Source organism: Mycolicibacterium arabiense (genome assembly GCF_010731815.2).
GTDB lineage: Bacteria > Actinomycetota > Actinomycetes > Mycobacteriales > Mycobacteriaceae > Mycobacterium > Mycobacterium arabiense.
Genome location: NZ_AP022593.1, coordinates 2,695,674 through 2,720,597, shown reverse-complemented (window position 1 = coordinate 2,720,597; position 24,924 = coordinate 2,695,674). Strand labels below are relative to the sequence as shown.

General features: G+C 69.9%; 26 protein-coding genes and 1 pseudogene. 15 read left to right on the top strand and 12 right to left on the bottom strand.

Annotation, left to right across the window (positions count from 1 at the left end; translation table 11 throughout):
* Window positions 1-27: 27 nt before the first annotated feature.
* The 4 genes from G6N61_RS14690 to G6N61_RS14675 all read right to left on the bottom strand — a co-directional run bounded on the left by G6N61_RS14690 (window position 28) and on the right by G6N61_RS14675 (window position 2,891).
* Window positions 28-906, bottom strand: a complete 879-nt coding sequence (locus tag G6N61_RS14690; protein ID WP_163919183.1) for an SDR family oxidoreductase — start codon at window positions 904-906, stop codon at window positions 28-30.
* 11 nt (window positions 907-917) lie between these two features.
* Window positions 918-1,478, bottom strand: a complete 561-nt coding sequence (locus G6N61_RS14685; RefSeq protein WP_235887546.1) for a GNAT family N-acetyltransferase — start codon at window positions 1,476-1,478, stop codon at window positions 918-920.
* A 26-nt stretch (window positions 1,479-1,504) separates the two neighbouring features.
* Window positions 1,505-1,909, bottom strand: a complete 405-nt coding sequence (locus tag G6N61_RS14680) for a hypothetical protein (protein WP_163919181.1) — start codon at window positions 1,907-1,909, stop codon at window positions 1,505-1,507.
* Between the two features lie 67 nt (window positions 1,910-1,976).
* The gene (locus tag G6N61_RS14675; protein WP_163919180.1) at window positions 1,977-2,891 is read right to left on the bottom strand and encodes a 1,4-dihydroxy-2-naphthoyl-CoA synthase; all 915 of its coding nucleotides are present in this window, start codon (window positions 2,889-2,891) and stop codon (window positions 1,977-1,979) included.
* A 104-nt stretch (window positions 2,892-2,995) separates the two neighbouring features.
* Between G6N61_RS14675 and G6N61_RS14670 the strand changes: the two genes are divergently transcribed.
* Window positions 2,996-3,271 carry a hypothetical protein gene (locus G6N61_RS14670; protein WP_163919179.1) on the top strand — a complete coding sequence of 92 codons (276 nt, stop codon included), beginning with the start codon at window positions 2,996-2,998 and terminating at the stop codon, window positions 3,269-3,271.
* Here the strand turns inward: G6N61_RS14670 and G6N61_RS14665 are convergent.
* The 4 genes and pseudogenes from G6N61_RS14665 to G6N61_RS14650 form a co-directional block, all read right to left on the bottom strand.
* A pseudogene (locus G6N61_RS14665) lies at window positions 3,249-3,715 on the bottom strand (nitroreductase family deazaflavin-dependent oxidoreductase). The gene G6N61_RS14670 and the pseudogene G6N61_RS14665 overlap by 23 nt on opposite strands.
* A 9-nt stretch (window positions 3,716-3,724) precedes the next feature.
* On the bottom strand, window positions 3,725-4,417 hold the full coding sequence (locus G6N61_RS14660; protein ID WP_163919178.1) for an HAD family hydrolase: 693 nt from the start codon (window positions 4,415-4,417) through the stop codon (window positions 3,725-3,727).
* A complete protein-coding gene (locus G6N61_RS14655; protein WP_163924831.1) occupies window positions 4,414-5,628 on the bottom strand; it encodes an RNA polymerase sigma factor in 1,215 nt (404 codons plus the stop codon). Before G6N61_RS14655 ends, G6N61_RS14660 begins: the two co-directional genes overlap by 4 nt.
* Window positions 5,629-5,706: 78 nt before the next feature.
* Entirely contained in the window at window positions 5,707-6,942 is a 1,236-nt protein-coding gene (locus G6N61_RS14650; protein WP_163919177.1) for a CynX/NimT family MFS transporter, read from the bottom strand.
* 48 nt (window positions 6,943-6,990) lie between these two features.
* Here G6N61_RS14650 and G6N61_RS14645 point away from each other — a divergent pair, with 48 nt between their 5' ends.
* Window positions 6,991-7,650, top strand: a complete 660-nt coding sequence (locus G6N61_RS14645; RefSeq protein WP_163919176.1) for a FadR/GntR family transcriptional regulator — start codon at window positions 6,991-6,993, stop codon at window positions 7,648-7,650.
* Between the two features lie 109 nt (window positions 7,651-7,759).
* Here the strand turns inward: G6N61_RS14645 and fadD8 are convergent, their stop codons facing one another.
* Window positions 7,760-9,361, bottom strand: a complete 1,602-nt coding sequence (gene fadD8 / locus G6N61_RS14640; protein ID WP_163919175.1) for a fatty-acid--CoA ligase FadD8 — start codon at window positions 9,359-9,361, stop codon at window positions 7,760-7,762.
* Between the two features lie 66 nt (window positions 9,362-9,427).
* Here fadD8 and G6N61_RS14635 point away from each other — a divergent pair, with 66 nt between their 5' ends.
* Window positions 9,428-9,673, top strand: a complete 246-nt coding sequence (locus G6N61_RS14635; RefSeq protein ID WP_179973627.1) for a DUF3253 domain-containing protein — start codon at window positions 9,428-9,430, stop codon at window positions 9,671-9,673.
* 78 nt (window positions 9,674-9,751) lie between these two features.
* Here the strand turns inward: G6N61_RS14635 and G6N61_RS14630 are convergent, their stop codons facing one another.
* Entirely contained in the window at window positions 9,752-10,222 is a 471-nt protein-coding gene (locus G6N61_RS14630) for a YciI family protein (protein WP_163924830.1), read from the bottom strand.
* Window positions 10,223-10,337: 115 nt separating this feature from the next.
* Between G6N61_RS14630 and G6N61_RS14625 the strand changes: the two genes are divergently transcribed.
* The 9 genes from G6N61_RS14625 (at window position 10,338) to G6N61_RS14585 (ending at window position 20,603) form a co-directional block, all read left to right on the top strand.
* Window positions 10,338-11,957, top strand: a complete 1,620-nt coding sequence (locus tag G6N61_RS14625) for an amidohydrolase (protein ID WP_163919173.1) — start codon at window positions 10,338-10,340, stop codon at window positions 11,955-11,957.
* 30 nt (window positions 11,958-11,987) lie between these two features.
* Window positions 11,988-13,553: a long-chain-fatty-acid--CoA ligase gene (locus G6N61_RS14620; RefSeq protein ID WP_163919172.1), complete on the top strand. Its 1,566-nt coding sequence runs from the start codon at window positions 11,988-11,990 to the stop codon at window positions 13,551-13,553.
* 22 nt (window positions 13,554-13,575) lie between these two features.
* Window positions 13,576-14,544, top strand: coding sequence for an o-succinylbenzoate synthase (locus G6N61_RS14615; protein WP_276078370.1), 969 nt, complete (start codon window positions 13,576-13,578; stop codon window positions 14,542-14,544).
* Window positions 14,545-14,556: 12 nt separating this feature from the next.
* Window positions 14,557-15,738 carry a TetR/AcrR family transcriptional regulator gene (locus G6N61_RS14610; protein WP_163919170.1) on the top strand — a complete coding sequence of 394 codons (1,182 nt, stop codon included), beginning with the start codon at window positions 14,557-14,559 and terminating at the stop codon, window positions 15,736-15,738.
* Between the two features lie 40 nt (window positions 15,739-15,778).
* Window positions 15,779-16,795, top strand: a complete 1,017-nt coding sequence (locus G6N61_RS14605) for a GlxA family transcriptional regulator (protein WP_163919169.1) — start codon at window positions 15,779-15,781, stop codon at window positions 16,793-16,795.
* A gap of 22 nt (window positions 16,796-16,817) precedes the next feature.
* Complete coding sequence (locus G6N61_RS14600) at window positions 16,818-17,531, top strand: DJ-1/PfpI family protein (protein WP_163919168.1); 714 nt, start codon at window positions 16,818-16,820, stop codon at window positions 17,529-17,531.
* A 69-nt stretch (window positions 17,532-17,600) separates the two neighbouring features.
* Window positions 17,601-18,383: an alpha/beta fold hydrolase gene (locus G6N61_RS14595; RefSeq protein WP_163919167.1), complete on the top strand. Its 783-nt coding sequence runs from the start codon at window positions 17,601-17,603 to the stop codon at window positions 18,381-18,383.
* 37 nt (window positions 18,384-18,420) lie between these two features.
* A complete protein-coding gene (gene menD / locus G6N61_RS14590) occupies window positions 18,421-20,067 on the top strand; it encodes a 2-succinyl-5-enolpyruvyl-6-hydroxy-3-cyclohexene-1-carboxylic-acid synthase (RefSeq protein WP_163919166.1) in 1,647 nt (548 codons plus the stop codon).
* Entirely contained in the window at window positions 20,067-20,603 is a 537-nt protein-coding gene (locus G6N61_RS14585) for a DUF3592 domain-containing protein (RefSeq protein ID WP_163924829.1), read from the top strand. The genes menD and G6N61_RS14585 overlap by 1 nt, the downstream gene beginning before the upstream one ends.
* On the opposite strand, the gene G6N61_RS14580 is transcribed toward G6N61_RS14585, so the two are convergent.
* Window positions 20,564-21,271: a DsbA family protein gene (locus G6N61_RS14580; RefSeq protein WP_407666454.1), complete on the bottom strand. Its 708-nt coding sequence runs from the start codon at window positions 21,269-21,271 to the stop codon at window positions 20,564-20,566. The two genes, G6N61_RS14585 and G6N61_RS14580, sit on opposite strands and share 40 nt — an antisense overlap.
* Before the next feature lie 89 nt (window positions 21,272-21,360).
* Between G6N61_RS14580 and G6N61_RS14575 the strand changes: the two genes are divergently transcribed.
* Window positions 21,361-22,488: a glycosyltransferase family 4 protein gene (locus G6N61_RS14575; RefSeq protein WP_163919165.1), complete on the top strand. Its 1,128-nt coding sequence runs from the start codon at window positions 21,361-21,363 to the stop codon at window positions 22,486-22,488.
* Between the two features lie 11 nt (window positions 22,489-22,499).
* Here G6N61_RS14575 and G6N61_RS14570 read toward each other — a convergent pair whose 3' ends face one another.
* A complete protein-coding gene (locus G6N61_RS14570) occupies window positions 22,500-23,324 on the bottom strand; it encodes an SDR family oxidoreductase (protein WP_163919164.1) in 825 nt (274 codons plus the stop codon).
* A gap of 115 nt (window positions 23,325-23,439) precedes the next feature.
* Here G6N61_RS14570 and G6N61_RS14565 point away from each other — a divergent pair, with 115 nt between their 5' ends.
* Both G6N61_RS14565 and G6N61_RS14560 read left to right on the top strand, forming a co-directional pair.
* Window positions 23,440-24,129, top strand: a complete 690-nt coding sequence (locus G6N61_RS14565) for a demethylmenaquinone methyltransferase (RefSeq protein ID WP_163919163.1) — start codon at window positions 23,440-23,442, stop codon at window positions 24,127-24,129.
* 142 nt (window positions 24,130-24,271) lie between these two features.
* Complete coding sequence (locus G6N61_RS14560) at window positions 24,272-24,922, top strand: hypothetical protein (RefSeq protein ID WP_235887545.1); 651 nt, start codon at window positions 24,272-24,274, stop codon at window positions 24,920-24,922.
* Window positions 24,923-24,924 lie beyond the last annotated feature (2 nt).

Sequence of the window (24,924 nt, the reverse complement as noted above, 5' to 3'; positions counted from 1 at the left end):
CGAGTATGGCATGCCTAACCTAACTAACTAAATGCCGGTGGGCTGCACCCGCTGGCGCTTCATGACGGCGTCCACCGCGCCCGGCGCGAACGTGTTGACGAAGTCGGCGGTCATCGCCATCCGTGGGGCGATGCGCACTGGACGGTTGCGCGCCGCGGTCACCATCCATTCGGCCGCCTCGTCGGCGCTCAGGCCCGGCACTCCGTCGTAGGCCCGCGTCGGAGCGATCATCGGGGTCTTCACCAGGGGGTAGAACAGCGTCGTGGAGTGCACGCCGTCGGCTGCCCACTCGGTTTCGACGACCCGGCTCACGGCGGTCAGCGCGGCCTTGCTCGCGTTGTAGACGGCGAACAGCGGCGACGACTCGCTCAGCACGCCCCAGGTCGAGACGTTGATGACGTGACCGTCGCGGCGCTCCCGCATTCCAGGCCCGAACCCACGGATCAACCGCAGCGGCGAGTAGTAGTTCAGCGTCATCGTGCGCTCGACGTCGTGCCACCGGTCCAGCGACTCGGCCAGTGGCCGCCGGATCGAGCGGCCCGCGTTGTTGATCAGCACGTCCACCCCGCCGAACCTCTCGTCGACGTCGGCCACCAGGGCATCGACGGCGTCGAGATCGGACAGGTCGCAGTCGATCGCGGTCGCATCCCCACCTGCCGCGGTGACGTCGGCGACCACCGCGTCGAGCAGGTCCCTGCGGCGCGCGACCACGATGAGCTTGGCCCCGGCGGCTGCCAGCTTGCGGGCACCGGCCTCGCCGATGCCCGACGACGCACCGGTGACGAGGATGCGCTTGCCGGTCAGGTCGATGTCGCGCCGCGGCGCGAGCAACTGCGCGGTCAACGGCGGACGCATGCTGGCCAGCAGCAGGCTGTCGGACAGGCGGCGCAACGGGTTCCTGGTCACGGGCATCGAGCTTAGGCCCGCGCGAACTCGCGCAGATTCACCACCGCAAGCGTCTGCTGGACGCCGTGCTCGTCGAACGTCGTCGCGGGCTCGAATCCGAGCCGTCGGGCGAGGTTGAGCGACCTGTCGTTGGCGCTGTGCGTCACGATGATCACGGGCTCGTCGGGCAGCTCGGCGGCGGCCGCGCGCAGTACCGCGGTGGCGGCCTGGAACGCCCAGCCCCGCCCCCAGGCCCGCGGGCTCAGCGTGTAGGCGAGTTCGAGTTCCTCGCCGTCTGGGCTGACGTGGCCAGGGTGGTGCACGCCGCGGCGGGTCAGCGACATCGTGCCGACGAAGGCGTCGGATGCTGTGTCCGCGATCAGGTAGGCCCCGGGCGAGCCGGTCACGGCGCTCACCCCGACCTCGTCGAGATCGCGCGCGACGTCGCGCCGCGACTGCGCGCCGCCGAGGTGCGCGCGTACCTCGGGATCGCTGGCATGGGCGATGATCGCGTCGCGGTCGGAGTCGCGGGCCTTGCGCAGCACGACGTCGCCGGCGTCGATGCGCAGCGCGGTCAGCGTTCGTCCGGGCACCGGTCGAGTGTGCCAGGCCCGGCTGGTCATGCCCCTGCGCGCGGCGCGGGACGTAACACGCAGCGCGCGTAGCCAATCCACGACACGATGACCAGGACGACCGCGAGCCCGATGACCGTCGTCGTCGCCGAAGCGACCTCCACGCCCACCGCGTCGCGGCCAGGGGCGTGCCGGTCGACGACCGGCAGCAGCATCAGTGGCAGCAGGCCGACGCCGAACGTCGACATGGCCCCGATCACCGTGGCGCCGAACGCGGGCTTCACCGCACCCCAGATGGTCAGTCCAGCTGTCAGGTAGACGAGCACCGCCAGCGGCAGCGGACGCAGGCTGGCGTCGACGTCACCGGACCGGCGCCATGCGCCCCAACCGGCCATCTCGGCGTACCCGGCCACGCCGTACGCCGCGAACCAGGGCGCCACGGTCGCGGCCACGACGATCGACGCACCGAGAATCCCGATCGCCCATCGGGTCAGTGTCGCTTCGATGGCAGTACCTTCCCTAGAAGTAGCGGGGGAACCGGGACCAGTCGGGGTCGCGCTTCTCCAGGAAGGCGTCGCGGCCCTCGACGGCCTCGTCGGTCATGTAGGCCAGGCGCGTCGCCTCGCCTGCGAACACCTGCTGGCCGACCAGCCCGTCGTCGAGCAGGTTGAACGCGAACTTCAGCATTCGGATGGCCTGCGGCGACTTCCCGTTGATCTCATGGGCCCACTCCAGCGCGACCTTCTCGAGGTCGGCGTGGTCGACGACCTCGTTCACCGCACCCATCGCGTGCATCTGCTCGGCGGTGTACGGGCGGCCCAGGAAGAAGATCTCGCGTGCGAACTTCTGGCCGGTCTGGCGGGCCAGATAGGCACTGCCGTAACCGCCATCGAAGCTGCCCACGTCGGCGTCGGTCTGCTTGAACCTCGCGTGCTCCCGGCTGGCCAGCGTCAGGTCGCACACCACGTGCAGCGAGTGCCCGCCGCCGGCGGCCCAGCCGTTCACCAGGCAGATCACGGGCTTGGGCATGAACCGGATCAACCGCTGCACCTCGAGGATGTGCAACCGGCCTGCCTGTGCCGGGTCGATGCTGTCCGCGGTCTCGCCGGAGGCGTACTGGTAGCCGGTGCGGCCGCGGATCCGTTGATCGCCGCCGGAACAGAACGCCCACCCACCGTCCTTGGCCGACGGCCCGTTGCCGGTCAGCAGGATCACCCCGACGTCCGACGACATTCGTGCGTGATCGAGGACGCGGTACAGCTCGTCGACGGTGTGCGGCCGGAACGCATTGCGCACCTCAGGACGGTCGAACGCGATGCGGACGGTCGGCTTGCGCACGCCGTCGACGACGTGCCGGTGATAGGTGATGTCGGTGAGTTCGAAGCCCTGCACGGGTTGCCACAGAGACGGGTCGAACGGGTTGTCTGAGCTCACGGAACGACTGTAGAGCGTGACGGCGACGAGTTTCGCAGCGCTTGCCCAGGGGTAGAGAAGCCCCGCAACGGCGTGCTCAGCGCGCCACGATGAAGGAGACGACGATGAAGCGCGTAACTGGTGTGTTGGTGTCCGGTATTGCTGCCGGGCTGATGCTGGTCGGATGCTCGCCGTCGGTTCAGGGTGGCGACACCCCCTGCAAGGACTTCGTGGGTGCCGACGAGAAGACCCAGAACGAGGCCATCAACAAGATGATCAAGGACGAGAAGGGCGCCGAACCCGCGTCGCTCGAAGTCACGGGCACCCGGCTCGCCGTGTCCACCTATTGCCAGACCGCGGGCAAGCAGGACGAGCCGATCAAGAACGCCCCGCACCTGTAACCGGGTCGAACCGAAACACCGCGCATCGCCCGGCGAGGGCTTCGAACTCGTCGGGCGTGCCGTCGGTGACCAGGCCCGAGCGCTTCATGAAGCTCACTCCGGTGGGCACCAGCGTGGGAATTGCTTCAGCAGCGGGCGAGCCTCGTCGGCCGACAATTCCACCATCCGGACCGTCTCCCGACGCTTGCCGGTCGTCAGCGTCGCGGTATCGGCGGCGCGGGCGTTGCGTTCCCAGTCCGCACCGGGGAAACCCGCGACCACGTAGCGCGTGCCGTCAACGACCATCGGCGTGATCGGCGTCGATCGTGGCTTGCCGGACTTGCGGCCGGGCACGGTGAGGACGACGGGGCCGTCACCACCGAAGACGCCGAACTTCATCACGGTCATGAAGACCTTGTTCATGGGCTTGAGCCACCATGGCGGGGTTGGGTTGCCGTCAGCCATGATTCGAGGTTAGACCTCGACGCCTGCGCCCGTCACGGCCTCGATCAGGCCGTTGGGCCGCTCGGTGGTCGGCAGCGGGTCGACGAGCGCGAACCGGCACCCAACGGCGAGCGCGCCGCCGTCGGCCTCCTCGCTGTCCCCGACCATCAGGGCATCCGCGGCGTCCACCCCGAGACGCGACAGCGCGGTGTTGAAGATCTCCGGGGTCGGCTTGACCGCCCCCACCTCGAACGACAGCACGAACTCGGTGACCAGGTCCTCCACGCCGAGGCTGCGGAACGTCGGCCGGATGTCCCACGCGATGTTCGACACGACGCCGACGGCGATGCCGGCCCGGCGCAGGCGTTGCAGCACTTCGGCGGTGTCGGGGTAGGGCACCCAGTACGACGGGTCGACGGTGCGGGCGTAGAGCCGTTCGGCATGGTCGTCGGTGAGTCCGGATTCGCGCATCACGTGCAGGTAGGCCTCGCGGTGCAGATGTGGCTGCAGGTCGCGACCGGCCCAGCTGCGGTACTGCTCGTCGGACATCTCGACCGGTCGTCCGGTCGGCGCGGTGAGGCGGTACATCAGCTCGGCGCGGACGTGCTCGTCGACCTCCTTCTCGTCGACCAGGATGTCGTCGAACCAGCTGTCGTCCTCCTCGAGCCGGAACAGCGTCCCGGAGAAGTCGAACAGCACCGCGCGGATTTTGGACTGCGTCACGGCGTCTTCTCTCTGCGTGCGCGAGCGGCCTTGCGCTGCAAGACCTCTCGTTCGGCATCGTTGGTGGTAAGCGGGGCAGCGACGTCGAACTGGGCAGCGGCCTCGTCGTCGTGGCCCAGTCGGGCGAGCAGTTCGCCCCGCACGCTGGGCAGCAGATAGGAGCCCTCGAGCCCGCTGATGCCGTCGACGAGGGCCAGCCCGTCCGCGGGCCCGGAGTGCATCGCCACCGCGACGGCGCGATTCAACTCGACGACCGGTGATGGCGCGATCTGGAGCAGCCCGTCGTACAGCGCGACGATCCGCGCCCAGTCCGTCTCGGCCGCGGTCGGCGCCACGGCATGGCATTCGGCCAGCGCGGCCTGCAGTGCGTACGGTCCCCATCCGGTTCCCTTGCGCTGCAACGCCATCGAGGCCCGCTCGAGAGCGGCGACGCCGCGGACGATCTGAGCCCGGTCCCACGCAGCGCGGTCCTGGTCCTCGAGCAGGATGGGCGTGCCGTCGGGGCCCGAACGCGCGGCGAAGCGCGAGGACTGGAACTCCATGAGCGCGACCAGGCCGTGCGCCTCGGGTTCGTCGGGCACCAGCGCCGCCAGCGCGCGGCCCAGACGCAGTGCCTCCGTGCACAATTCGTCACGGATCCAGCGTCGGCCGAACGAGGCCGAGTAGCCCTCGTTGTAGACGAGGTAGATGACGCCGAGCACCGCCGACAGTCGGCGGGGGTACTCCGCGGGGTCCGGCACCTCGAATGGAACGCGGGCGTCGCCGAGGGTCTTCTTGGCCCGCACGATGCGCTGGGCGATGGTCGCCTTGGGCACCAGGAACGCCCGCGCGGTCTCCTCGGTGGTCAGCCCGCCGACGACCCGCAGGGTCAACGCGATCTGGTTCTCCCGCGACAGCACCGGGTGGGTGGAGATGAAGATCAGCCGCAGTACGTCGTCGTCGATGCGATCGGGGTCCCACGCCTCGTCGTGCGTCGTCTCGAGGTCGCGGGCCAGCGCCGCGTACTTGGCGTCCTGGCGGTCCAGGCGTCGCCACCCGTCGATCGCCTTGCGCTTGGCGACGGTGGTCAGCCAGGCGCCTGCGTTGCGCGGCACGCCGGCGGTGGGCCACTGCTCGAGCGCGTCGACGAGCGCTTCCTGGGCCAGGTCCTCGGCGAGCCCGACGTCACCGACGAGACGGGTCAGCGTGGCGACGATCTTGGCCGCCTCCATCCGCCACACCGCGTCCACGGTCTGCCGGACTCCCGAAGAGGCGGACGCGGTGGACACCCGACCATTCTGCCGAGTGAGCTAGACGTACCGCGCGCGCCCGGCGAATGCACCGGCCACGATCTGCACGACGTACACCGCCAGGAACATCAGCCACGGCACCGTCCACCCGTGCGTGACGTCGTGCAGCAGGCCGAACAGGAAGGGGCCGGTGCCCGCGATCAGGTAGCCCAATCCCTGTGCCATGCCGGACAGTTGCGCGGTGTCCTCGGCGTTGCGGGCGCGCAGGGCGATGATCGCCAGCGCCATCGAGAACGCGCTCATGCCGAGGCCGATCAGCACGCTCCACAGGATGGGCGCCGCGGCGGGCGCGAGCATCAGGCCGACGGCCCCGGTCATGCCGAGCAGGCCGAGGGCGACGACCCAGCGGCTCTGGCTCGGCTTGCGCGCGGCCAGCGGTGAGATCACCAGCGCGATCGGCACCCCGATCAGAGAGGTCAGCCCGACCAGCAGGCCGGCGTCGGTCTTCCCGATGCCGTTGTCGATGAAGATCTCGGGCAGCCAGCCCATCACGATGTAGGCCATGAACGCCTGACACCCGAAGAACAGCGTGACCGTCCACGCCAGCTTGTTGCGCAGCAGCGAGCGGCGCGGACCGGTCGGCGCCGTGCTCGCGGCCCAGGTGTCGCCGTGCCGCCGCGACGCGGGCATCCAGGCGAGCAGCGCGACGAAGGCGACGACGGCCCACGCTGCCAGCGCGATCCGCCAACCGCCCAGCGGTTCCTCGAGGCCGGGCGTGACCGCCGACCCCAGCGCGCCGCCGCCCTGCAGTGCGGCGGTGTAGATGCCGGTCATCAGGCCCACCCGGGCTGGGAACGAGCCCTTGATGACGACCGGGATCAGGACGTTGACCAGCGCGATGCCCGCGCAGGCGATGAGCGTCGCACCGATGACGAGGTGGGGACCGTCGACCACGCGCAGGGCCAGCCCCGCGGTCAGCGCCACCAGTGCGGCCGAGATGGTGCGGCCGAGGCCGATCCGCGACGAGAGCCACGGCGCGGCGAGGCCCGCCGCCGCGAAGCACAGCGCAGGCACCGTGGTGAGCAGTCCGGCCCACGTCGCGGAGACCCCGAGATCGCTGCGCATCTCGCCGAGCAGGGGAGCGACGCTCGTCACCGCGGGCCGCAGGTTCAGCGCGGTGAGCACCACGGCGAGGGCCAGCAGCGCGCCGCCGGCGACGGCCGGGACCCGGTCGGCGCCGACCTCGGGCGCGTACGCGTCGAGGTCGACCGTTTCGTCCCGCTTCTCCGTACGCATCCTGCTAGATTGCCATACATCCCATGATTGGTTGAAAGGATGTCCTCCGTGCCCCTGAGCACTGCGCGCCGCGCAGGCCTGGTCGACCAGGTGATCGAGCAGCTCCGGACGTCAGTGAGCAGCGGCGAATGGCCCGTCGGCGAGCGCATCCCCAACGAGACGGTGCTCGTCGAGTCACTCGGAGTCGGTCGCAACACCGTCCGCGAAGCGGTCCGCGCGCTGGCCCACGCAGGCATCCTCGACGTGCGGCAGGGCGACGGCACTTACGTCCGGGCGACCAGCGAGGTGTCGGGTGCGCTGCGCAGGCTCTGCGGGGCCGAGCTACGCGACGTGCTGCAGGTGCGCCGCGGCCTCGAGGTCGAGGGCGCCAGGCTGGCGGCCGCCAACCGAACCGACGCCGACGTCGCCGCACTGCGGGCGCTGCTGGCCCGACGCGACGAATGCCTTCGGGACGGGCGCACCGACGAGTTCGCGCGTGCCGACGTGGAGTTCCACCTCGCGGTCGTCGCCAGTTCGCACAACGTCATGCTGACCGAGCTGTACCGCGGGCTGCTCGAGGCCGTCGCCGCGAGCGTCGCGACCACCCACGAGAAGCCGGTCGAGATCGTCGACCACGGTCTGCTGCTCGACCACATCGCAGTCGGCGACGTCGAGGCGGCCGCACGCACCGCGGGCGAACTCCTCGACCGCATCCTCGCCGCCCTGTAGGGGGTTACCTCTCCCGGCGAGCGTGCGTGTCTGCGGGCGACACGCCGGGTCAGAACCCGAGTTTGCGCACGCTCGCGGGCGTCTTCAGCCGGCGCCTCAACCCCACGCATCAGCCCACGCGGCGGTCCGAGCCCTCCCAGAACTGCGCGCGCACGGCCTTCTTGTCGGGCTTGCCGAGCGCGGTGACCGGCACCGAGTCGACGACCACGACCTGCTTGGGCGACTGCACCGACCCCTTGCGCTCCTTGACCGCGGACTGGATCTCGGCGGTCATGCGGGCCACCGACTCCTCGTCGGTCGCGGCGTCGGGACGCAGCACGACGACGGCGGTGACGGCCTCGCCCCACTTCTCATCGGGCGTGCCGATCACGCACACCTGCGCCACGGCGGGATGTTCGGCGACGACGTCCTCCACCTCGCGCGGGAACACGTTGAACCCGCCGGTGACGATCATGTCCTTGGTCCGGTCGACGATGAACCAGAAGCCGTCCTCGTCTTCACGCGCCAGGTCGCCGGTGTGCATCCAGCCGTCGCGGAACGTCTCGGCCGTCGCCTCCGGCTTGTTGAGGTATCCGCCCGCCAGCAGCGGCCCCGACACGCAGATTTCGCCGACCTCGCCCTGGGGCACCGGCTGGCCGTCCTCGCCGAGCAGCGCCGTCCGCGCGAACAGCGTCGGCTTCCCGCACGACGTCAGCCGCTTCTCGTCGTGGTCGGCCTTGGCCAGGTAGGTGATGACCATCGGGGCCTCGGACTGCCCGTAGTACTGCGCGAAGATCGGCCCGAAGCGGTCGAGCGCCTCCTTCAGCCGGACCGGGTTCATCGCCGATGCGCCGTAGTAGACGGTCTCCAGCGACGACAGGTCGCGGGTGTGCGAGTCAGGGTGGTCCATCAGCGCGTAGATCATCGACGGCACGAGCATCGTCGCGGTGATCTTCTGCTCCTCGATCGTCCGCAGCACCTCGGCGGGGTCGAACTTGGGCAGCACCACCATCTCGCCGCCCTTGACGATCGTCGGCAGGAAGAACGCCGCGCCGGCATGCGACAGCGGGGTGCACATCAGGAACTTGGGACGATCCGGCCACTCCCACTCGGCCAGTTGGATCGTCGACATCGTGGTGGTCGCCTGCGACGTCATCATGACGCCCTTCGGCTTGCCGGTGGTGCCGCCGGTGAAGGCCAGTCCGGTGACGGTGTCGGGCGCGAGGTCCGCGGCGACCAGCGGTTGCGGCGAGTACTTGGCGGCCTCGGCGGTCAGGTCGACGCCGACGCCCTCGAGCGCCTGGGGCACCGGACCGATCGTCAGTACCTGCTTGAGCGAGGGCACCTTCTCCAGCAGTCCCAGCGCGCGCTCGGTGAACATCGGGTTCGGATCGATGATCAGCGACGTGACCTCTGCGTCGGTCAGCACGTAGGCGTGATCGTCCAGGGAACCGAGAGGGTGTAGTGCCACGCGGCGGTACCCCTGCGTCTGGCCCGCGCCGACGATCATCAGGACCTCGGGCCGGTTCAGCGCCAGCAGTCCGACGACCGCGCCGGAGCCCGCGCCGAGGGCCTCGAAGGCCTGAACGTACTGGCTGATGCGTTCCGCGAGCTGTCCGCCCGTGAGTGTGGTGTCGCCGAGGAACAGCACCGGCTTGTCCCGGTTGCGCTTCAGCGCGCCGACCGTGAGGTGGCCGGAGTGGATGGGATGACGCAGCAGCGAGTCGGTCATGGCATCAGATTAGAACGTGTTACAGAAATTGTTTCAAGGGTGGCCGCAATGGGCTTCACTCGATGGGTGAGCGAGAGGCTGCGGTCGGCGATCCTGGACATGGCCCGCGAGCGCGGCCCGGCCAAGACGATCTGCCCGTCCGACGCAGCCCGCGCCGTCGGCGGCGAGCAGTGGCGCGACCTGATGGACGACGCCCGCGACATCGCGCGCGACCTGGCCCGCGCCGGCGACGTCGAGATCAGCCAGAAGGGCGAAGTGCTCGACCCCGACGCGACGTGGCGCGGGCCCATTCGGATCCGCGCTACGTCGTAGTCACTGCTGCGCCGAACTGGAGCGTCACGTCGTGATTTCGCGGCGCGAACGACGTGACTCTCCAGTTCGGCGGGAACCTCAGGACTGAGCGAACCGGTCCGCGTCCGCGCGCGCCTGGGCCGCCAGCTTCTCGGCCAGCTCGGCCTTCCACTGGATCTCCTTGCGGACCCACGGGTTGTCCATCGGGAACTCCTCGGTCTCCGACACCCGTCGCACCTCGAGCTTCACGCCCGGGCCCAGCGGCACCTTCAGGGCCCACCGCTTGGCCTCCTCATTCGACGACACGTCGAGGATCCAGAAGCCGTTGAACAGCTCCTTGGCCTCGGTGTACGGCCCGTCGGTCACCACGGGCGGATCGGCGTCGAAGTCGACCACGAAGCCCTCATCGGGCCCGGTCAGGCCTTCGCCCGCCAGCAGGACGCCGGCCTTCATCAGTTCCTCGTTGAAGCGGCCCATCGACTCGATGATCTGGTCGAAGTCGATCTCCTGCTCGGCCATCATCGCTTCGGCCTCGGGGGACACCCGCATGATCAGCATGTAGCGCGCCATCGTTCTCTCCTTCATCTCGTGGGGGAGGGGCTCCGTCATCGTGCCCTCGATGACACGTCGAACGGCAAGCCCCGAAATCGACACGTGGCGTGAACTTTCTTGAAGAATCCGGTGCATGCCCTCCCCGATGCACGCTGACCTGGTCGTTCACGGAACCGTTCTGACGGTCGACGAGAACCGGCCGACGGCCGAGGCGCTCGCGGTCGCGGAAGGCCGCATCGTGGCGGTCGGAACGCGCGACGACGTCGGCCCCTTCATCGGACCCGACACCGCCGTGCTCGAACTCGGTGACGCGTGCGTCATGCCGGGCTTCGTCGAGGCGCACGGCCACCCGCTGATGGAGGCCATCGTGCTGGCCGACCGCATCGTCGACATCCGGCCCGTCACGATGCGCGGCCCCGACGACGTGCTGGCCGCCATCCGCGACGAGGTCGCCAAGCGCGGATCCGATGGCGCCTATCTCAACGGCTGGGACCCGCTGCTGCAGCAGGGCCTGCCCGAGCCGACGCTGGCGTGGCTCGACGCCCAGGCGTCCGACACCCCGCTCGTCATCGTGCACAACTCCGGCCACAAGGCCTACTTCAACACTGCGGCCGCGGAGAAGGCCGGGATCACCCCGGACACCCCGGATCCGAAGGGCGCCTCGTACGGCCGCGACGCCGACGGAAACCTCGACGGCACGGCCGTCGAGTCGGGCGCGGTGTTCTCGCTCATCGGCGGCGTGATCGACGCGTCGGCCTACCCGGCGATGTTGCTCGCCGAGTGTGCGCGGCTCAACCGGGCCGGACTGACGACGTGTTCGGAGATGGCATTCGACCCGATGTTCCAGCCGGCCCTCGACGCGCTGCACGACCACCTCACCGTGCGGCTGCGCACCTACGAGATGTCGACCGCGCAGATGGCGACGACCGCACAGCCGGTGAACGGCGACGACGTGGTCAAGCAGGTCGGCATCAAGATCTGGGTCGACGGGTCGCCGTGGATCGGCAACATCGATCTGACGTTCCCGTACCTCGACACCGAAGCCACCCGCTTGATCGGCGTCGTGCCAGGGTCGTGCGGATGCGCCAACTACACCCGCGAACAGCTCACCGAGATCGTCGAGGCCTACTTCCCGCTCGGCTGGCAGATGGCGTGCCACGTGCAGGGCGACAACGGCGTCGACACCATCCTCGACGTGTACTCCCAAGCGCTGCAGGCACATCCGCGTGACGACCACCGGCTGCGCCTCGAGCACGTCGGCGCGATCACCGATGAGCAGCTCCGCCGCGCGCACGACATGGGCGTCACGTGCAGCATCTTCGTCGACCAGATCCACTACTGGGGCGACGTGCTGGCCGACGGGCTGTTCGGCGAGGAGCACGCGTCGCGCTGGATGCCGGTCGGTTCGGCGCTGGCCGCGGGCATGCGGGTCTCGCTGCACAACGACCCGCCCGTCACGCCGGAGGAGCCGCTGCGCAACATCGGCGTCGCCGTGACCCGCACGGCGCCCAGCGGCCGCGTGCTGGGGCCGGAGCAGCGGATCACCGTCGAGCAGGCCATCCGAGCGCAGACCATCGATGCGGCGTGGCAGTTGTTCTCGGACAACGTCATCGGATCGCTGGAGGTCGGCAAGTACGCCGACCTGGTGGTGCTGTCGGCCGATCCGCGGACCGTGCCGCCGGAGGACATCGCGGACATCGAGGTGCGCGAGACGTACCTCGCGGGTAAGCGCGTTTATGCCAAAGCCGGTTGACAATGTTCGTTGTCATGGCACCCTCTTGGCATGTCCGCGCTGCCTGAACCCCGATTCCTCGACGAACGCGTCGCCCACTGGGCCGCGACCAAGCCCGACGACGAAGCCGTCACCTTCTCCGACCGCACCTGGACGTGGTCGCAGTGGTACGACCGCATCCGCCGCTTGGCCGGCGCGCTGAGCGAGCGCGGCGTCGCCCGTGGCGACGTCGTCGCCTTCCTCGACAAGAACCACCCCGCGTGCGTCGAAACCACGCTGGCCGCAGCATCTCTGGGTGCCGCCACCGCCATCGTCAACTTCCGGCTGGCCGGCGACGAGATGGACTACGTCCTCAACGACTGCGGTGCCAAGCTGCTGATCGTCGGATCGGAACTCAAGGCGGGCGTGGACAAGATCCGCGACAAGCTGACTGGCATCGAGCACGTCATCGAGGTGACGCCCGATGGCGCAGAGGGCGACGAGTACGAGGCCATGCTGGCCTCGGCCACGCCCGTCGACCGTTCACCCGACGTCGACCCCGACGACGTCTGCATCATCATGTACTCCTCGGGCACCACCGGCCGCCCGAAGGGTGTCTCACTCACCCAGGCAAATCTGATCGCGCACACCGCCAACGCGTTCGCGGGCTGGGAATTGGAGGAGGGCGACAAGAACCTCGTTGCGATGCCGCTGTTCCACGTGGGCGGTACGTCGTACATGCAGCTGGGCCTGCACACCGGGATATCCAGTTATATGACCCGCGACGTCGACGGGGCGCAACTGGCCGGCGGCATCCTGTCCGGCGCGAACCGGACCTTCCTGGTGCCCGCGGTCCTGGCCAAGGTGCTCGAGTCGGGCGAGGACGCGGTCAAGCTCTTCAGCGCGCTGAAGACCTATGGATACGGCGCATCGCCGATGCCGCTGCCGCTGCTGCGGCAGGCGCTGGACGCGTGGCCCGACACCGACTTCATCCAGGCCTACGGACTGACCGAGGTGGGCGGCGTGATCAGCCTGCTCGCGCCGGAGGACCACCGCGGTGACAACGAGGAGCGCCTGGTGAGTGCCGGGCGGCTGGTGCCCGGCGCCGAGGTACGGGTGGTCGACCCCGACAGCCTCGAAGACGTGGAGTCCGGCGAGCAGGGCGAATTGTGGTTCCGCACCAAGCAATTGATGAAGGGCTACCACAACAAGCCAGAGGCGACGGCCGAGGCGATCACCGAGGACGGGTGGTTCCGCACCGGCGACATCGGCCGGGTCGACGAGGACGGCTACATCTTCGTCGAGGACCGGCTCAAGGACATGATCATCACCGGCGGTGAGAACGTCTACTCGATCGAGGTCGAGCGCGTTCTGGCCGAGCACCCCGCGGTGACCGAGGTCGCGGTGATCGGCGTGCCCGACGAGAAGTGGGGCGAGGCCGTCAAGGCCGTCGTGGCGCTCGAGGGCGAGGCGTCCGAGAGCGACATCATCTCGTGGGCGCGCGAGCGACTGGCCGGTTACAAGTGTCCCAAGACCGTGGACATCCTCGACGAATTGCCGCGCAACCCCACCGGCAAGATCCTCAAGAAGGACCTCCGCAAGCCGCATTGGGAGGGACGCGAACGGTCCACCGTGTGAGGCCGGCTCGTCCGGCGGCATGATGTACCGCGTGACCCCAACCCTCGACGACCTCGTCGACCGCCTGCACGTCGTCGCGCTGCCGATGCGAGTTCGGTTCCGCGGCATCGACGTTCGCGAGGTCGCGCTCTTCGAGGGACCGCGCGGCTGGGGTGAGTTCGGGGCGTTCCTCGAATACGGTCCCGCCGAGGCGGCGCACTGGCTCGCGTCGGCGATCGAGGCGGCCTACGTCGATCCGCCGGTTCCGGTGCGCGACCGCATCCCGATCAACGCGACGGTGCCCGCGGTCGAGGCCGCCCGGGTGCCCGAGGTGCTGGCCCGGTTTCCCGGGGCCCGTACCGCGAAGGTCAAGGTGGCCGAGGCGGGGCAGACGCTCGCCGACGACGTGGCCCGCGTCGAGGCCGTGCGGGCGTTGGTGCCGACCGTCCGCGTCGACGCCAACGGCGGGTGGACGGTGCCCCAGGCCGTCGAGGCGGCCCGCGCCCTGACCGTCGGCGGCCCGCTCGAATACCTGGAGCAGCCGTGCGCGACGGTGCCCGAACTCGCCGAGGTGCGTCGCCTGGTCGACGTGCCCGTCGCGGCCGACGAGAGCATCCGCAAGGCCGACGACCCGCTGCTCGTCGTGCGCGCGAAGGCGGCCGACGTCGCGGTCGTGAAGGTGGCGCCGCTCGGCGGCGTTCGGCGCCTGCTCGAGATCGCAGCGCAGGTGGACGTCCCGATCGTCGTGTCGAGCGCCCTGGATTCGGCGGTCGGCATGTCGCAGGGGCTGCTGGCCGCCGGGTGCCTGCCCGAACTGCGCCACGCCTGCGGCTTGGGCACCGGCGGGCTGTTCGTCGAGGACGTCACCGAGCCGCTGCTACCGGTCGACGGCTACCTGCCGGTCGCCGCCGTAGCGCCCGACTCCGCGCGGCTCACCGCCCTGGCCGCGACACCGGAACGGAGGCAGTGGTGGATCGAGCGCATTGCCGAGTGCCTACCCCTCGCATCGTGATCAGCTGACGTCGTGCGCACGCGCCCGAAGGATCGCAAGGAGCAGATCGCCCGCGCGTCGGCGGAGGCGTTCAGCGAACTCGGCTATCACCGGGTCAGCATGGACGACATCGCTCGTCGGGTGGGCGTGACGGCGACGTCGCTGTACCGCCACTACGCAGGCAAGTACGACCTCTTCCGGCTCGCCGTCCTCGCACTGGGTCAGCAGCTGGTCGACTGCACCGCGTTCGCAGACGAGTCCGACGGCGAGACCCCGGAACGGGTTTGGGACCGCCTCGTCTCCGCGCTGATTGCGACGACGCTCAGGTACCGCGTCAGCGGCGGGCTGTACCGCTGGGAGGGCCGCTACCTCGAAGAGCAGGACCAGGCCGTCCTGAACGACCAGGTCAAGCTGGTGAATCGCAGGCTCCAGCGCCCGTTGACGGAACTGCGTCCAAATCTGACGTCCCGGCAGCGGTGGACGCTGTCGTCGACGGTGCTCAGTGCCATCGGCAGCATCACCGATCACCGCGCTCAGCTTCCGGCCGACCGGGTGCACGCGATCCTGAACAGGATTGCCCGCGACGTGCGGGACACCGACCTGCCCGACGGCTCTGCGGAGAAGCGACCACTGCCCGGCCGCGTCACGCTGGCCGCGGCTGCAGGCGAGTACGAGACGATCCTGCACGCCGCGATGGCGCTCTTCAACGAGCGTGGCTACCGCGAGACCGGCATGGAGGACATCGCGGCAGCAGCGGGCATGCCCACGTCGAGTCTCTACCGGTTCTTCCCCGGCAAGAGCGCCATCCTGACCGCGTCGTATCGCCGTGCGGCAGACCGGGTATCGGGCGACATACCCGAGGCGCTCGGCAACGCCGACGGGCCCGTCGACGCGGTCGGCCGGCTGATCGACGCGTTCGTGCGCCGGTCCTTCGCCGAACCAGAAGTCGCCTACGTGTACTACGCCGAGCGGGGAAACCTACCCGCCGAGGAATTGGCGGTGCTCACCAACATTCAGCGCGCGACCGTGACGGCGTGGGCGCGTCAGGTCACCGAGGCGAGGCCCGAGATCGCCTCGGGCGAAGCCAGATTCGCCGTGCACGCTGCTTTCGCGACGGTAGTCGACCTGGGTCGGCTGATGCAGTACGAGTACACCGAGGAGGCGCAGGCGGTCGTGCGCCACCTGCTGCGGGTCACGTTGCTCGGCGCGGGCTGATCACGAGGTCGCCCGTGTCCTGATTGGTGGGGTACGTGGCATGGACGCCATCGGCGTCGTCGCCCACACTGAGGGCGTGACGCGGACCGTGGTGATCCTGGGCTTCGAGGGCGTGCAGGCCCTCGACCTGGTGGGTCCGTTCGACGTCTTCACCGCCGCCAGCGCCTGCCTGGCCGCAGCCGGGCGGAGCCGGGACGGCTACGACGTCTCGGTGGTGTCCCTCGGTGGTGGGTCGATCAAGACGGGTACCGGTCTCGAGCTGGTCGCGCACCCGCTGCCCGAGGACGGAGCGGCGCTGGACACCGTCGTGCTGCCGGGCGGGTTCGGTTCCGACGACGCCCGCCGCGACCACGAGGTCATCGCGTGGATTCAGCGGGTCGCGAAGACCGCACGCCGAGTCGTGAGCGTCTGCAATGGCGCGCTGCTCGCCGCCGAGGCGGGATTGCTCGACGGCTGCCCGGCCACCACGCACTGGGCGTTCGCCGGACAGCTGGCCCGCGAATACCCCGCTGTCCGAGTCGATCCCGAGCCCATCTTCGTCCGCAGCTCGGAGACCGTGTGGACCGCTGCAGGCGTCACCGCGGGCATCGACCTGGCGCTGGCGCTGGTCGAGGACGACTACGGCACCGAGATCGCGCAGACCGTGGCCCGCTGGTTGGTGCTCTACCTCCGTCGCCCCGGCGGCCAGACCCAGTTCGCCGCCCCGGTGTGGATGCCGCGTGCCCGGCGGGCGCCGATCCGCGCCGTGCAGGAGGCCATCGAGTCGGACCCGGGCGGCGCGCACGCGATCGCCGACCTCGCGCGGCGCGCCGCGATGAGCCCGCGGCACTTCACCCGGCTGTTCACCGAGGAGGTCGGCGAGGCCCCCGGCGCCTACGTGGAGCGCATCCGCACCGACGCCGCCCGGCGCCAACTCGAGGAGACCGACGACACCGTGACCGTGATCGCCGCGCGGTGCGGCTTCGGGACTTCGGAGACCATGCGCCGCAACTTCGTTCGACGGATGGGCATCTCGCCGGACCAGTACCGGCGCAGTTTCGCCACAGCCCCCGCCTGACCCCCCCACACAGGAGACCACCATGCAGATCGCCATCGTCCTCTATCCGAACTTCACCGCACTGGACTTCATCGGTCCCTACGAGGTGCTGCGCAACCTGCCCGACGCGCAGGTGCGTTTCGTCTGGCACGAGACCGGACCGGTCGCCGCGGACTCCGGCGTCCTCCTCGTCGGAGCCACCCATACGTTCGACGAAACCCCTTCGCCCGACGTCATTCTCGTCCCCGGTGGCCCCGGCACCATGGAGCACGCCCGCGACGAGAAGGTGCTCGAGTGGCTGCGTCGCGCCCACGAGACGTCGATGTGGACGACGTCGGTGTGCACGGGGTCGGTGCTGCTGGCCGCAGCCGGACTGCTCGACGGCCACCGCGCGACGTCGCACTGGAGTGCGCTGCCGCTGCTGCGGCCCTACGGGGTGACGCCGGTCGGCGATCAGCGCATCGTGCGGGAGGGCAAGCTCGTCACGGCGGCCGGAGTGTCGGCGGGTCTGGACATGGCCGTGTGGCTCGCCGGGCAGATCGCAGGCGAGGCCCGCGCCAAGGTCATCCAGCTCGTCATCGAATACGACCCGCAGCCGCCGTTCGACTCCGGCCACATGTCGAAGGCGTCGGCGACCACGAAGGCCACCGCCACGGCGCTGCTGTCGCGGGACATGATCGCCACCGGCCAGGTCACCGCGCCGGTACGCCTGCTCTGGGACCGCGCAATCGGCAAGGTCCGCGCCCGCACCCGGTGATTTCGGCGCGGTAGCCAGTGCTCACCGCGGACGAGCGCGCCGAAATCGCTCTCAAGTAGGGTCGGCCGGGTGAATTTGGCCTACGACGACCGCGGATCCGGCGACCCCGTCCTATTCATCGCCGGCCGCGGGGGAGCGGGACGGACGTGGCACCTGCACCAGGTGCCCGCGTTCCAACGGGCCGGCTACCGCGTCATCACGTTCGACAACCGCGGGATCGGCGCCACCGAGAACGCGACCGGCTTCACCACGGCTCAGATGGTCGCCGACACCGCTGCGCTGATCGAGTCGCTCGACCTGGGCCCGGTGCGCATCATGAGCGTCTCGATGGGGTCCTACATCGCCCAGGAGCTGATGCTCGCCCGCCCCGACCTGGTGTCGGCGGCGGTGCTGATGGCCACCCGCGGCCGCGAGGACCGCACCCGCGAGTTCTCCCGGGTCGCCGAGCGCGAGTTCCACGCGGCGGGCGTCGAGCTGCCGCCCGCCTACGACGCCAAGCTGCGACTGCTCGAGGGCTTCTCGCCTAAGACCCTGAACGACGACGCCGCCGTACGCGACTGGATCGACATGTTCACCATGTGGCCGACGAAGATCACACCCGGGCTGCGCGCCCAGATCGACGTCGCGCCGGACGGCAACCGGCTGCCCGCCTACCGCAGCATCGTCGCCCCGGCGCTGGTCATCGGGTTCGCCGACGACATCATGCTGCCGCCGCACCTCGGCCGCGAGGTCGCCGACGCCCTGCCCAACGGCCGGTACCTGCGGATTCCGGACACCGGGCACCTCGGCTTCCTCGAACGTCCCGAGGTGGTCAACGCAGCCGCTCTGGAGTTCTTCGCGGCCGGGGTCTGATCCGCATGTGACACGCTGTAGTAGTGGTGATGAACCGATGAACCCGTCGACGACGCAGGCGCGCATCGTCGTCGACGAACTCGTCCGCGGCGGTGTCCGCGACGTAGTGCTGTGTCCCGGTTCCCGCAACGCGCCGCTCGCCTTCGCCCTCGAACAGGCCGACCGGCAGGGCCGGCTGCGCCTGCACGTACGGATCGACGAGCGCACCGCGGGCTTCCTCGCCATCGGGCTCGCGGTCGCGGCGGCGTCGCCGGTCTGCATCGCGATGACCTCCGGCACGGCCGTCGCCAACCTCGGCCCCGCCGTCGTCGAGGCGAACTACGCACGCGTCCCGCTGATCGTCTTGAGTGCCAACCGGCCCTACGAACTCCTCGGCACCGGCGCCAACCAGACGATGGAGCAGCTGGGCTACTTCGGCAACCAGGTCCGCGAGACCATCAGCCTCGGCCTGGCCGAGGGTTCACCGGAGAAGCTCGACGCGCTCAACGCGCAATGGCGCTCCGCCACCTGCCGAGTCCTGGTCGCGGCGAAGGGTTCTCGCAGCGCGAACGCCGGGCCGGTGCAGTTCGACATCCCGCTGCGCGAGCCGCTGGTGCCCGACGCCGGCGACGTCGACGACGCGGTGCCGCCCGGGCGGCCCGACGGCAAGTCGTGGACCGTCACGCCCGCGGTGTCGTTCGATCAACCGCTCGACATCGACGTCACACCAGACACCGTCGTCATCGCCGGCCACGGCGCAGGCGTGCATCCCAACCTCGCCGAGCTGCCGACGGTCGCCGAGCCCACCGCCCCACCGGCAGCCAACCCGCTGCATCCGCTGGCACTGCCGCTGCTGCAGCCCCGCCAGGTGATCATGCTGGGCAGGCCCACCCTGCATCGCCCGGTCTCGGCACTGCTGGCCGATTCGTCGGTGCCGGTGTTCGCCCTCACCACCGGACCCCGCTGGCCCGACGTCTCGGGCAACTCGCAGGCCACCGGCACCCGCGCGGTGCTCAGCGGCACGCCCGACCCGACGTGGATCGCGCGCTGCGCGAAGGCCAACGCGGCTGCCGTCGACACGGTCCGCAGCCAGCTCGAGACCCACCACCTCACCACCGGCATGCACGTGGCCGCCGCGGTCGTCGACGGTCTGCGCGACGGCGACCAGCTGGTGCTCGGCGCGTCGAACCCCGTGCGCGACGCGGCCCTGGTCGGCCTGCACCGTCCCGGGATCTCGGTGCGGTCCAACCGCGGGGTCGCAGGCATCGACGGCACGGTGTCCACGGCCATCGGCGCCGCGCTCGCGCACGAGCGGACGGGCGGCCGGACCGTCGCCCTGCTGGGAGACCTCACGTTCGTCCACGACAGCTCCGGCCTGCTGATCGGCCCCACCGAGCCGCGGCCGAAGAGCCTCACGGTCGTGGTCTCCAACGACAACGGCGGCGGCATCTTCGAATTGCTCGAGCAGGGCGACCCGCGCTTCTCCGACGTCTCGTCGCGCATCTTCGGCACCCCGCACGACGTCGACGTCAGCGCGCTGTGCCGGGCGTACCACGTCGAGGCGACCCAGGTGGAGGCCGATCAGCTCGCCGCCGTCGTCGCCGAGCCGTTCGACGGCATGCGCGTCGTGGAGGTGAAGGCCGACCGTTCGTCGCTGCGCGGGCTGCACGCAGCGATCCGCAGCGCGCTGCGAGACACGCCGTGATCGCGTCGCTCACCAGGGCCGTCGCCACGGTGCGTCGCGTCCTGATCCCGCACCTCTACGGCGAACCGGGCGAGACCAAGCCGCAGCGCGTCATCCGCTACACCCGCATCGGGGTGGTGATCTTCGCCTGCCTCGTCACGCTGCAGTCGGTGCTGCTGATCGCCGGGGCGTGGCGCAACGACCGCCAGATCGAACGGCACATGGGCGTGGCCGCCGCCGAGGTGCTCGACGCCGGACCGCGGCGGTCCACCATCGAGTTCGTCACCCCCGACCGCGTGACCTACCGGCCCGAACTCGGCGTGCTGTACCCGTCCGAACTCGACACCGGTATGCGGATCTACGTCGAGTACGACGAGAACGATCCCGACGTCGTCCGCGTTCGGGACCGCAATGCGCTACTCGCGGTGATCCCAGCAGGGTCGATCGCCGTGCTCGGCTGGGTGATCGCGGGCGCGATGCTGGCGGTCCTGGCCCTGTTGGCGCGCAGGCTCGACCGTCAGGACGACATGAGCGTCGAGAGCCAGTCGTTGTCGTAGACGTCGATCTTCTCGCCGTTCACCAGGTCGAAGACCGTCGGCGTTCCGGTGTCGACCGGGTCGATCTCGTAGAGGAACTCGTAGTTCGTGTCCGACATGCCCGTGGTGTCGAATGCCATGTCGCCCTGGGAGATCCGACCCGAGACTGCGCCGGGGATGCCTGCGCGGCCGGCCATGTCGGCCATCTCCTCGGCGCTGGGGCCTGGCCCGCCGGGCTCCTGGTTGGCCCACAGTTCCTCGACGAAGCGCTGGAACTGCGGTCCAGTGGCAGCGGCGCCCTCGGCGGAGTCCGGCGTCGCCGCCTGGAACATCGCGTTCGCGACGCGGGCCGAGTGGCCGTCGGTCTCGTCGTCGAGGAAGGTCAGCGGCCGGTAGGTGACGGCCAGCTGGCCGGTCGCGACGTAGGACGCGAGCTGGTCGCCGAAGTCGGCCTGCAGGTCCGCGCAGTGACTGCACTGGGGCTCGGTGAAGATCTCGACCTCGACGGGCGCGTCGTCGAACCCCAGGCGGATGCCGTACCCGTCCTCGGTGATCACGACGGGCGCGGTCGCCGGATCGGGTTGCGCGACACCGCTGACCTGCTTGGTGCACCCGGCGGTGAGGAGGACGGCCGCCACGATCGCGACCAGCAGACCCGTCCGACCCATCTGCGCTCCTTTGGTCGTCACGTCATTCCAGTATGCGGGGGTGGGAATCTTCGCGTGTCGTATCCCTTGCGGCAACCTCCGCGACAGGCGCGGCTGCCACGCTCTGCGGTGTGCGAGTAGCCATCGTCGCCGAGAGCTTCCTCCCCAACGTCAACGGAGTCACGAACTCGGTGCTCCGGGTGATCGAGCATCTTCGCCGGACGGGCCAGGAAGTGATGGTGGTCGCGCCGGACACTCCGAAGGGCCAGGACCCCGCCGAACGCGTGCACGACGGCGTTCGCGTCCACCGCGTGCCGTCGCGGATGTTCCCCAAGGTGACGTCGCTGCCGCTGGGCGTGCCCCGGCCGCGGATGGTCGGCGTGCTGCGCGGTTTCGACCCCGACGTCGTGCACCTGGCCTCGCCCGCATTGCTCGGCTACGGCGGACTGCACGCTGCCCGCTACCTCGGCGTGCCCACGGTCGCGGTGTTCCAGACCGACGTCGCGGGCTTCGCGGAGAGCTACGGCGTCGGCGTGATGTCACGCGCGGCATGGGCGTGGACGCGGCACCTGCACGGCATGGCCGACCGCACCCTGGCGCCGTCGACGTCGGCGATGGAGAACCTCACCGCCCACCGCGTCCCCCGGGTGCACCACTGGGGCCGCGGCGTCGACATCACCGGCTTCGTGCCCTCGGCGCGCAACGATGGACTGCGCGCGACGTGGTCACCCGAGGGCAAGCCGATCGTGGGCTTCGTCGGAAGGCTCGCCCCCGAGAAGCACGTCGAGCGCCTCGCGGTGCTGGCCCGCCGCGGCGAGGTCCAGCTGCTCGTCGTCGGTGACGGCATCGACTCGGCCAAGCTCCGCGCGCTCATGCCGTCGGCGGTCTTCACCGGCGCCCTCTACGGCGCCGAGCTGGCTGCGGCCTACGCGAGCATGGACGTCTTCGTCCACCCCGGCGAGCACGAGACGTTCTGCCAGACGGTGCAGGAGGCGATGGCCTCGGGCGTACCGGTCATCGCGCCGAACGCGGGCGGCCCGCGCGACCTGGTCACCCCGATGCACACCGGCCTGCTGCTCGGCGTCGACGAGTTCGAGGACAAGCTGCCGGGCGCCGTGGCGCACCTGCTGGCCGAGCGGCACCGTTACTCGGTCGCCGCCCGGCGCAGCGTGCTCGCCCGGACCTGGCCCGCGGTGTGCGGCCAACTCGTCGGCCACTACGAGCAGGTGCTCGGCATCCGCGGGGTTCGCGCGGCCTAGCCGTACTGCAGCTAGCCCTGGGCGAGTTCGGCGACGGGCTGCCACTCCTCCCAGGTCGCCAGCCTGCTCTCGTAGTCGGCCTTGGCCAGTGACAGCGGCAGTGACCCGAAGAACACCCGCAGTGGCGGCTGCTCGGCGTCGACCACCTTCAGCAGCGCAGCCGCCGAGGCCTTCGGGTCGCCCGGGGTGGACATCCGCTGGCTGCGCCGGCGGTCGGCCTCGGCGTGCACCTCGGCGTAGTCGGGCAGGGGGTCGGCGCGCCGCGACGACGGTCCGGCCCAGTCGGTGTCGAAGCCGCCGGGCTCGATCAGCGTGACGTGGATCCCGAAGCTCTCCACCTCCTGTGCCAGTGCCTGGGAGAAGCCCTCCAGCGCCCACTTCGACGCGTGGTAGATGCCGACGTTCTGGAACGCGGTGATGCCGCCGATCGACGACACCTGGACGATGTGTCCGCTGCGCTGCGCCCGCAGGAACGGCAGTGCCGCCTGCGTCACCCACAGTGCGCCGAACACGTTCGTCTCGATCTGGTCGCGCGCGTCGGCTTCGGACAGCTCCTCGATGAAGCCGAACTGCCCGTAGCCGGCGTTGTTCACCACGACGTCGAGCCGTCCGAAGTGGTCGTGGGCCTGCTTGACCGCCGCGAAGTCGGCGTCCCGGTCGGTGACGTCGAGCTGAAGCGGCAGCAGCGCGTCGCCGTACTTCTCCACCAGGTCGTCGAGGGTGCTGGTGTCGCGCGCCGTGGCGGCCACCTTGTCGCCGCGCTCGAGCGCCGCGATCGACCACTCGCGCCCAAACCCGCGCGATGCCCCCGTGATGAACCAGATCTTCTCGGCCATGTCGTCTCCTGTGTCCGTGTGCGTCGCTCGTGTTCGTCTCGCGAGCCTGTGCCGTTCAACACCATCGCGCATCACCCATTCCCGAACGGCGGATGTTCACAGGTAGCTTTGACCTGTGAGCAGGGCGTCGCTGGACAAGAAGCCGCACGAGGTCGCGTCGATGTTCGACGGCGTCGCTCGCCGCTACGACATCACCAACACCGTGCTCTCGCTCGGCCAGGACCGGTTCTGGCGGAAGGCGACGCGCTCGGCACTGCGCATCGGACCCGGCGACCGCGTCCTCGACCTCGCCGCGGGCACCGCCGTCTCGACCGTGGAACTGGCCACTTCGGGCGCGTGGTGCGTGGCGTGTGACTTCTCGGTCGGCATGCTCGCCGCGGGCGCGCAGCGGCCCGTGCCGAAGGTGGCCGGTGACGCGACGCGACTGCCGTTCGACGACGAGACGTTCGACGCGGTGACGATCAGCTTCGGCATCCGCAACGTCGTCGACCACGAGGCGGGCCTGCGCGAGATGGCGCGGGTGACCCGACCCGGCGGCCGTCTCGTGGTCTGCGAGTTCTCGACGCCGACGAATGCGATGTTCGCGACGGCATACAAGGAGTACCTGATGAAGGCGCTCCCGCGAATGGCGACCGTCGTGTCGTCGAACCCGGACGCCTACGTGTACCTCGCCGACTCGATCCGAGCTTGGCCAACGCAATCGGAACTGGCGCAACGGATTTCGTCAGCCGGTTGGTCCGACGTGCGTTGGCGGAACCTCTCCGGCGGCATCGTGGCGCTGCACGCCGCCGTCAAACCCGCCTGACAGCAAACTCCAAATTCGGCCTCGGTCAAAGTCTTTCGCAACCCGAACGACTTCGCCGACGGTTGAGTTCACCTTGCGTGGGTACGCTCCGGTGTCCTAACGGTGAACGACGGGTGAATCGCAGGGCGTGGAAGAGGGCGACATGAACATCATCCAAACGGCGACGCGTGTCGTCGTACAGGCTGCCGAGGCGACGGTGGCCACGGCCGGAGCGTTGAGCGGTGCCGCGATCTCCGGCGTCGTCGGCGGTGTCCGCGGCGCGGTGAACGGCGCACGCGATGGTGTGCGGACGGGAAGCCACTCCGGCCCCGCGGCGGCACTGACGATCGGAGCGGTCGGAGCGGCCGGTCTGGTCGAGTGGCCGCTGCTCGTCGGGATCGGCGGCACCGCGATGGTGCTGCACCGGCTGAACCAACGCCAGCAGCCCGAGCCTGCCAAGGCCCGACTGTCCGCCGTGCCCGATCTGACCGAGCCCAAGCCGGGCCCCGGCACCACCCAGGCCGCGACGACGAGTTCGGCGCAGACCGCGACACCCACCAAGACGCCCGCCAAGGCGCCCGCCAAGGCAGCTCAGAAGGCACCGGCCAAGAAGGCAACGCCGAAGAAGACCGCCAACGCGACACCCGCCGACTCCGTAAAGGCGACCGCGACCACGGGCGCCGCCAAGGCGCCCGCGAAGGCGACCAAGGCAGCCAAGAAGGCCACCCCGCGCAAGACGTCCCCTCGCAAGACCTCCCCCCGCAAGACCTCCCCCCGCGAGACCGAAGCATTTAGTTCCACGACCAAGAAGTAGAG